The sequence below is a fragment of the Aeromonas diversa CDC 2478-85 genome, assembly GCF_000819805.1.
GTDB classification, from domain to species: Bacteria; Pseudomonadota; Gammaproteobacteria; order Enterobacterales; family Aeromonadaceae; genus Aeromonas; species Aeromonas diversa.
The window spans coordinates 370,952-377,301 of record NZ_CDCE01000037.1; the positions used below are offsets into that span (position 1 = coordinate 370,952).

Here is a 6,350-nt window from a genome sequence, read left to right on the forward strand (position 1 = left end):
TGTGGAGGTCACGCAGCCGCGCTCGGGGACGGGGCTGAGGGGTGAAAAAATACTGGTTCGCCGTGGCCGGAGGGGGGCGCCACAATAGTGATGATGCTGTTTTTACTGATTAATCAGAGTTTTGTTTTTAATTTTGTTTGTTGTTTGGACCTATATTCCGAAAAATAGAACTTTAAGGTATCTTACGCTCACTCGCCGAACGTCGTTGTTGGCGGCGGGGCCGGCAGGAGGCCGGTTGCAAGCACATCAGGGAGCCTTATCCATGTCAGATACCACCCTCACCAGCCGGGTACCCCATACCCGTCTCGACGATCTCTATGCCCTGGCCCTTGGCATCATGTTTATCGCCATGGGACTCAATTTACTGAAATGGTCTGGCATGATCACAGGCGGCATCGCCGGCATCGCCCTGCTGCTCTCCCACTTTGTGGCGCTGCCCATCGGCGTGCTCTTCTTCCTGGTCAACGCCCCTTTCATGCTCTTCTGTGCCTTAACCATGGGGCGCGACTTTACCCTCAAGACCCTGGCGGTAAACCTGTTGCTTTCGGCCGCCACCCAAACGGTGCCTCATCTGCTGAGTGTCACCTATGTTCACCCCCTGTTTGCCGCCCTGGTGGGGGGCTCTTTCCTCGGCATGGGGGTGCTCTCGCTGGCGCGCCACAACGCCTCGGTGGGTGGGGTGGGGGTGGTCACCCTCTGGTTGCAGCGGCGCTTTCACATCAATGCGGGAAAGAGCCAAATGGCGCTTGATTTGTTGGTGTTCGCCCTCTCCCTGCTGACCCTGCCGCTTCCTCTGTTGCTCTGGTCGGCCTTGAGTGCCCTGGCCATGAACGCCATGCTGATGGCCTGGCACAAGCCGGGTCGGTATCAGGGCGGGTGAGGGGAAAAGATCTTTTCTCGGCAAACCGAGCCGGTTTCGGCCTGAAATTGTTGATCTTTTGCCGCGTTGAGAAGCATAAACGGGATTTGTCGTAAAAAATTCAAATTTAAGACTTTACGAAAGCCAAATTCACCGGTAGAATTCGCCGGCAATATTTTACACCCCCACACCACAGGTGAGATATTGCCATGCTCAGGATTGCCAAAGAAGCGCTGACCTTCGACGACGTGTTGTTGGTTCCAGCCCACTCCACTGTTCTCCCCAATACCGCCGATCTTCGCACCAAGCTGACCTCCGGGATCAGTCTCAACATCCCCATGATCTCCGCCGCCATGGATACCGTGACCGAGGCGAATCTGGCCATTGCCCTGGCCCAGGAAGGCGGCATCGGCTTCATTCACAAGAACATGTCCGTTGAGCAGCAGGCTGCCGAAGTGCGCAAGGTCAAGAAGTACGAGAGCGGCGTGGTCTCCGACCCCGTCACCGTGCGTCCCGACATGACCATCGCCCAGATCAAGGAGCTGAGCCACCGTAACGGCTTCGCCGGCTACCCCGTGGTCACCGAGGGCAACCAGCTGGTGGGCATCATCACCGGCCGTGACGTGCGCTTCGTCACCGATCTCTCCCTCACCGTTGAGCAGGTCATGACCCAGAAAGACCGTCTGGTCACGGTGCGCGAAGGCGCCCCTCGTGACGAGGTGGTGGGTCTGATGCAAAAGCACCGCATCGAGAAGGTGCTGGTGGTCAACGCCGACTTCAAGCTCAAGGGCATGATCACCGTCAAAGACTTCCAGAAGGCCGAGCGCAAGCCCCACGCCTGTAAGGACGAGCAGGGTCGTCTGCGCGTCGGCGCCGCCGTCGGTGCCGGTGCCGGTAACGAAGAGCGCGTTGCCGCTCTGGTCGAGGCCGGTGTCGACGTCCTGCTCATCGACTCCTCCCACGGTCACTCCCAGGGGGTGCTGGATCGCATCAAGGCGACCCGCGCGGCCTATCCCAACCTGCAGATCATCGGCGGTAACGTCGCCACTGCGGCCGGCGCGCTCGCCCTGGCCGAGGCCGGTGTCAACGCGGTCAAGGTCGGTATCGGCCCCGGCTCCATCTGCACCACCCGTATCGTCACCGGCGTGGGTGTGCCCCAGATCACCGCCATCTCCGATGCCGTCGAGGCCCTCGAGGGTACCGGCATTCCGGTCATCGCCGACGGTGGCATCCGTTTCTCCGGCGACATTGCCAAGGCCATCGCCGCAGGCGCCAGCTGCGTCATGGTGGGCTCCATGTTTGCCGGTACCGAAGAGGCTCCGGGCGAGATCGAGCTCTATCAGGGCCGCTCCTTCAAGTCTTACCGTGGCATGGGCTCCTTGGGTGCCATGTCCAAGGGCTCGAGCGATCGCTACTTCCAGAGCGACAACGCCGCCGACAAGCTGGTGCCGGAAGGGATCGAAGGGCGCGTGCCGTACAAGGGCCGCCTCAAGGAGATCATCCACCAGCAGATGGGGGGCCTGCGCTCCTCCATGGGCCTGACCGGCAGCGCCACCATCGACGAGATGCGTACCAAGGCCGAGTTCGTGCGGATCTCCGGCGCCGGGATGAAAGAGTCCCACGTCCACGACGTGACCATCACCAAGGAAGCCCCCAACTATCGGATGGGCTAACAAGACGGGGCCGTGCGCCCCGTTTTTCCAACCTTTTTACCCCCACACCAGCCTGAAACAGGATGAACATGAGTAAAAATATTCACGATCACCGTATCCTGATCCTGGACTTCGGTTCCCAGTACACCCAGCTCATCGCCCGCCGTGTTCGCGAAATCGGTGTCTATTGTGAGCTGTGGGCCTGGGACGTGACCGAAGAGCAGATCCGCGAATTCAATCCGAGCGGCATCATCCTCTCCGGCGGCCCCGAGTCCGTCACCGAGGCGGGCAGCCCGCGCGCCCCCGAATACGTCTTCAACGCCGGTGTGCCCGTGTTTGGCATCTGCTACGGCATGCAGACCATGGCCGAGCAGCTCGGTGGCAAGGTCTCTTCCTCCACCGAGCGCGAGTTTGGCTACGCCCAGGTTGAGGTGGTGGCCCAGAGCGCCCTGCTACGCAACATCGAAGACGCCATCGCCGATAACGGCAACGCCATGCTGGACGTCTGGATGAGCCACGGTGACAAGGTCACCACCATCCCCGAGACCTTCACCACGGTTGCCCGCACCCCGACCTGCCCCCACGCCGCCATGGCCTGGGAAGAGAAGCGTTTCTACGGCGTGCAATTCCACCCGGAAGTGACCCACACCCGCCAGGGTGCCCGCATGCTCGAGCACTTCGTTAAAGACATCTGCGGCTGCGAGTGCCTGTGGACCCCGGCCACCATCATCGACGACGCGGTCGCCCGCATTCGCGAGCAGGTGGGCGATGACGAGGTGATCCTGGGCCTCTCCGGCGGCGTGGATTCTTCTGTGGTGGCCATGCTGGTGCACCGCGCCATCGGCGATCGCCTCACTTGCGTCTTCGTCGACAACGGCCTGCTGCGCCTGAACGAAGGTACTCAGGTGATGGAGATGTTTGGCGATCACTTCGGTCTCAACATCATCAAGGTGGATGCCGAGCAGCGCTTCCTCACCGCACTGGCCGGCGAAGACGAGCCGGAGGCCAAGCGCAAGATCATCGGCCGCGTCTTCGTCGAGGTGTTCGACGACGAGGCGAAGAAGCTGAAAAATGCCCGCTGGCTGGCCCAGGGCACCATCTATCCCGACGTCATCGAGTCGGCCGCCAGCAAGACCGGCAAGGCCCACGTCATCAAGTCTCACCACAACGTCGGCGGGCTGCCGGAAGAGATGAAGATGGGTCTGGTCGAGCCCCTGCGCGAGTTGTTCAAAGACGAGGTGCGCCGCGTCGGTCTCGAGCTGGGTCTGCCCTACGATATGCTCTACCGCCACCCGTTCCCGGGTCCGGGCCTGGGCGTGCGCGTGCTCGGCGAAGTGAAGAAAGAGTATTGCGACCTGCTGCGCCGCGCCGATGCCATCTTCATCGAAGAGCTGCGCAAGGCCGATCTCTACAACCGCGTCAGCCAGGCGTTCGCCGTCTTCCTGCCGGTGCGCTCGGTCGGTGTCATGGGCGATGGCCGCAAGTATGACTGGGTCATTGCCCTGCGCGCCGTAGAGACCATCGACTTTATGACCGCCCACTGGGCCCATCTGCCGTACGACTTCCTCGGCCACGTGTCGAACCGCATCATCAACGAGATCAATGGTATCTCCCGCGTGGTGTACGACGTATCCGGCAAGCCGCCCGCCACCATCGAGTGGGAATGATCGCTCGTTAGGCATTAGTTGGTACTAACTGGCATTAAAATAGACTTAAGCCCATGTTTACATGGGCTTTTTTGTTTTTATGTTTGGTATGTTCTGGCAACGGATAGCAGTGGTAAGCACCACTTGAGTATGGCATTTAAGGTGGTATTATCGAGGCATGATGCCATGAGTGATAGCCGATACCATGCTGCTTGATCCTGCATGTTCATGGTATTGAGTTTACTTAACTAGCTGTTTTTATTGTTGTTATTGCCTGGTTTTTGGGTGATCTTTTGGCATGGTATCGGATTCGAGGAAGGGTAAGACTTTTGCTGACCGATACCAAGCTGCGCAACCTCAAACCGAGGGACAAACTTTACAAGGTGAATGACCGAGATGGCCTTTATGTAGCCGTTACCCCCGCCGGCTCGGTCTCGTTCCGTTACAACTACTCGATCAATGGCAGGCAAGAGACGATCACCTTTGGCCGCTACGGTGTCGGTGGTATCAGTTTGGCTGAAGCCCGAGAGCGACTGAATGAAGCCAAGCGGATGGTGGCCGACGGTAAGTCTCCGGCTAAGGAGAAGGCCCGTAAAAAGGCTCGGGTAAGAGATGCTGAAACATTTGGTGCTTGGGCTGAAAAGTGGCTGCGAGGTTACCAGATGGCGGACTCAACCCGTGATATGCGTCGCTCAGTCTATGCTCGGGAGCTTGAAACGAAATTTGGCAACCAGAAGTTGACCGAGATCACCCATGAAGATTTGCGCATGCTGACGGATGCCATTGTGGAGCGAGGGGCTCCAGCAACGGCTGTTCATACCCGTGACATAGTGCTGCAGATTTATCGTTGGGCTATCGAGCGAGGGCAGAAGGTTGAAAACCCAGCTGATCTGGTGAGGCCAACGAGCATTGCCAGATTTGAGCCGCGAGATCGAACTTTGTCGCCTGCAGAAATCCGGCTTATGTATGCATATATGGGGCGGATTGGTACATCGCCTTCCATCCGTGCAGCGGTAAAGTTGCTGCTTTTGACCATGGTGCGCAAAAGTGAGCTGACCAATGCGACCTGGAACGAGATCAATTTCAGCGAGGCTCTTTGGACCATCCCAAAAGAGCGGATGAAGCGGCGAACCCCGCATCTGGTGTTTCTATCCAGACAAGCCCTGGACATCCTGGTCGCTTTGAAGACCTTCTCTGGTGGCTCTGATTATATACTGCCATCCCGTTACGACTCAGATTTGCCCATGAGCAGTGCCACCCTGAATCGGGTGATGACCATGACCTATACACTGGCACAGAAAGAAGGTAAGCCGCTCGCCAAATTTGGTCCCCATGACCTGAGACGCACGGCTAGCACCCTGCTACATGAAGCTGGCTACAACACTGACTGGATTGAGAAATGCCTTGCTCATGAGCAGAAGGGCGTGAGAGCGGTGTATAACAAAGCGGAGTATCGTGATCAGCGTACATCTATGTTGCAGGACTGGGCTGATATGATTGATGAGTGGGTTATTTAGGGGGCTCGCTAACTTTTAAAGGCATCTCTTACAAAAAGGTAATCAGGGATGAAAATAGAGAAGATAAAACTACAGAATTTTCGTTGTTTCGGGCATGAGGTGGTCGAGCTAAATTTCGAAGAAGAACTGTCGATACTTGTCGGCGGCAACGGTTCTGGAAAGACAGCAATGCTGCAAGCTGTGTCCCGGTTGTTTGGTACATCACCAGCGCAGCGGTCGGTACAGCGTCGGGATTTTCACATACCTATTGACCGGCAGGAGCTGCAGTCTGGCGACAGTCTGTTTGTCGAAGCGGTACTTTCCTTCCCTGAACTGGAAGAGCAAGACGCTTCTCCTCTTGATGCCGTTCCGGAGTTCTTCAATCAGATGGCAGCTTCCGGTGAGGGGGAGCCCCTTCAGGCCCGGGTACGACTACAAGCAACATGGACGGATGACGGTACGCCGGAAGGAGCAATTGAAGAGGATATACGCTGGATAAGAGTACTGGATGATAATTTTGAATGGGATGATTGTTCCAGGGTTCAGGCTGTAGAGCGCTCCTCGATCCAGTTTATTTACTTACCTGCAAATCGTGATGCGACGACTCAGGTGACCGCTCTTCTCAAAGGGCGGTTATGGCAGGCTGCCAAATGGTCGACGGCATTTAGGGATGCAAGCGGCGTTGTTGATCAAATCC

At 57.7% G+C, this 6,350-nt stretch carries 5 protein-coding genes; all 5 read left to right on the forward strand.

Going from position 1 to position 6,350, the window contains the following annotated elements; all coding sequences use genetic code 11:
- Positions 1-262: 262 nt before the first annotated feature.
- On the forward strand, positions 263-880 hold the full coding sequence (locus tag BN1121_RS18910) for a YitT family protein (RefSeq protein ID WP_005360513.1): 618 nt from the start codon (positions 263-265) through the stop codon (positions 878-880).
- A 188-nt stretch (positions 881-1,068) separates the two neighbouring features.
- On the forward strand, positions 1,069-2,532 hold the full coding sequence (gene guaB, locus BN1121_RS18915) for an IMP dehydrogenase (protein WP_005360514.1): 1,464 nt from the start codon (positions 1,069-1,071) through the stop codon (positions 2,530-2,532).
- Between the two features lie 68 nt (positions 2,533-2,600).
- Positions 2,601-4,178, forward strand: a complete 1,578-nt coding sequence (guaA, locus tag BN1121_RS18920) for a glutamine-hydrolyzing GMP synthase (protein WP_005360515.1) — start codon at positions 2,601-2,603, stop codon at positions 4,176-4,178.
- A 308-nt stretch (positions 4,179-4,486) separates the two neighbouring features.
- Positions 4,487-5,674, forward strand: a complete 1,188-nt coding sequence (locus tag BN1121_RS18925; protein ID WP_005360516.1) for a tyrosine-type recombinase/integrase — start codon at positions 4,487-4,489, stop codon at positions 5,672-5,674.
- A gap of 48 nt (positions 5,675-5,722) precedes the next feature.
- Positions 5,723-6,350: AAA family ATPase (locus BN1121_RS18930; RefSeq protein ID WP_043598205.1), on the forward strand; the 628-nt coding region annotated here is incomplete at its 3' end.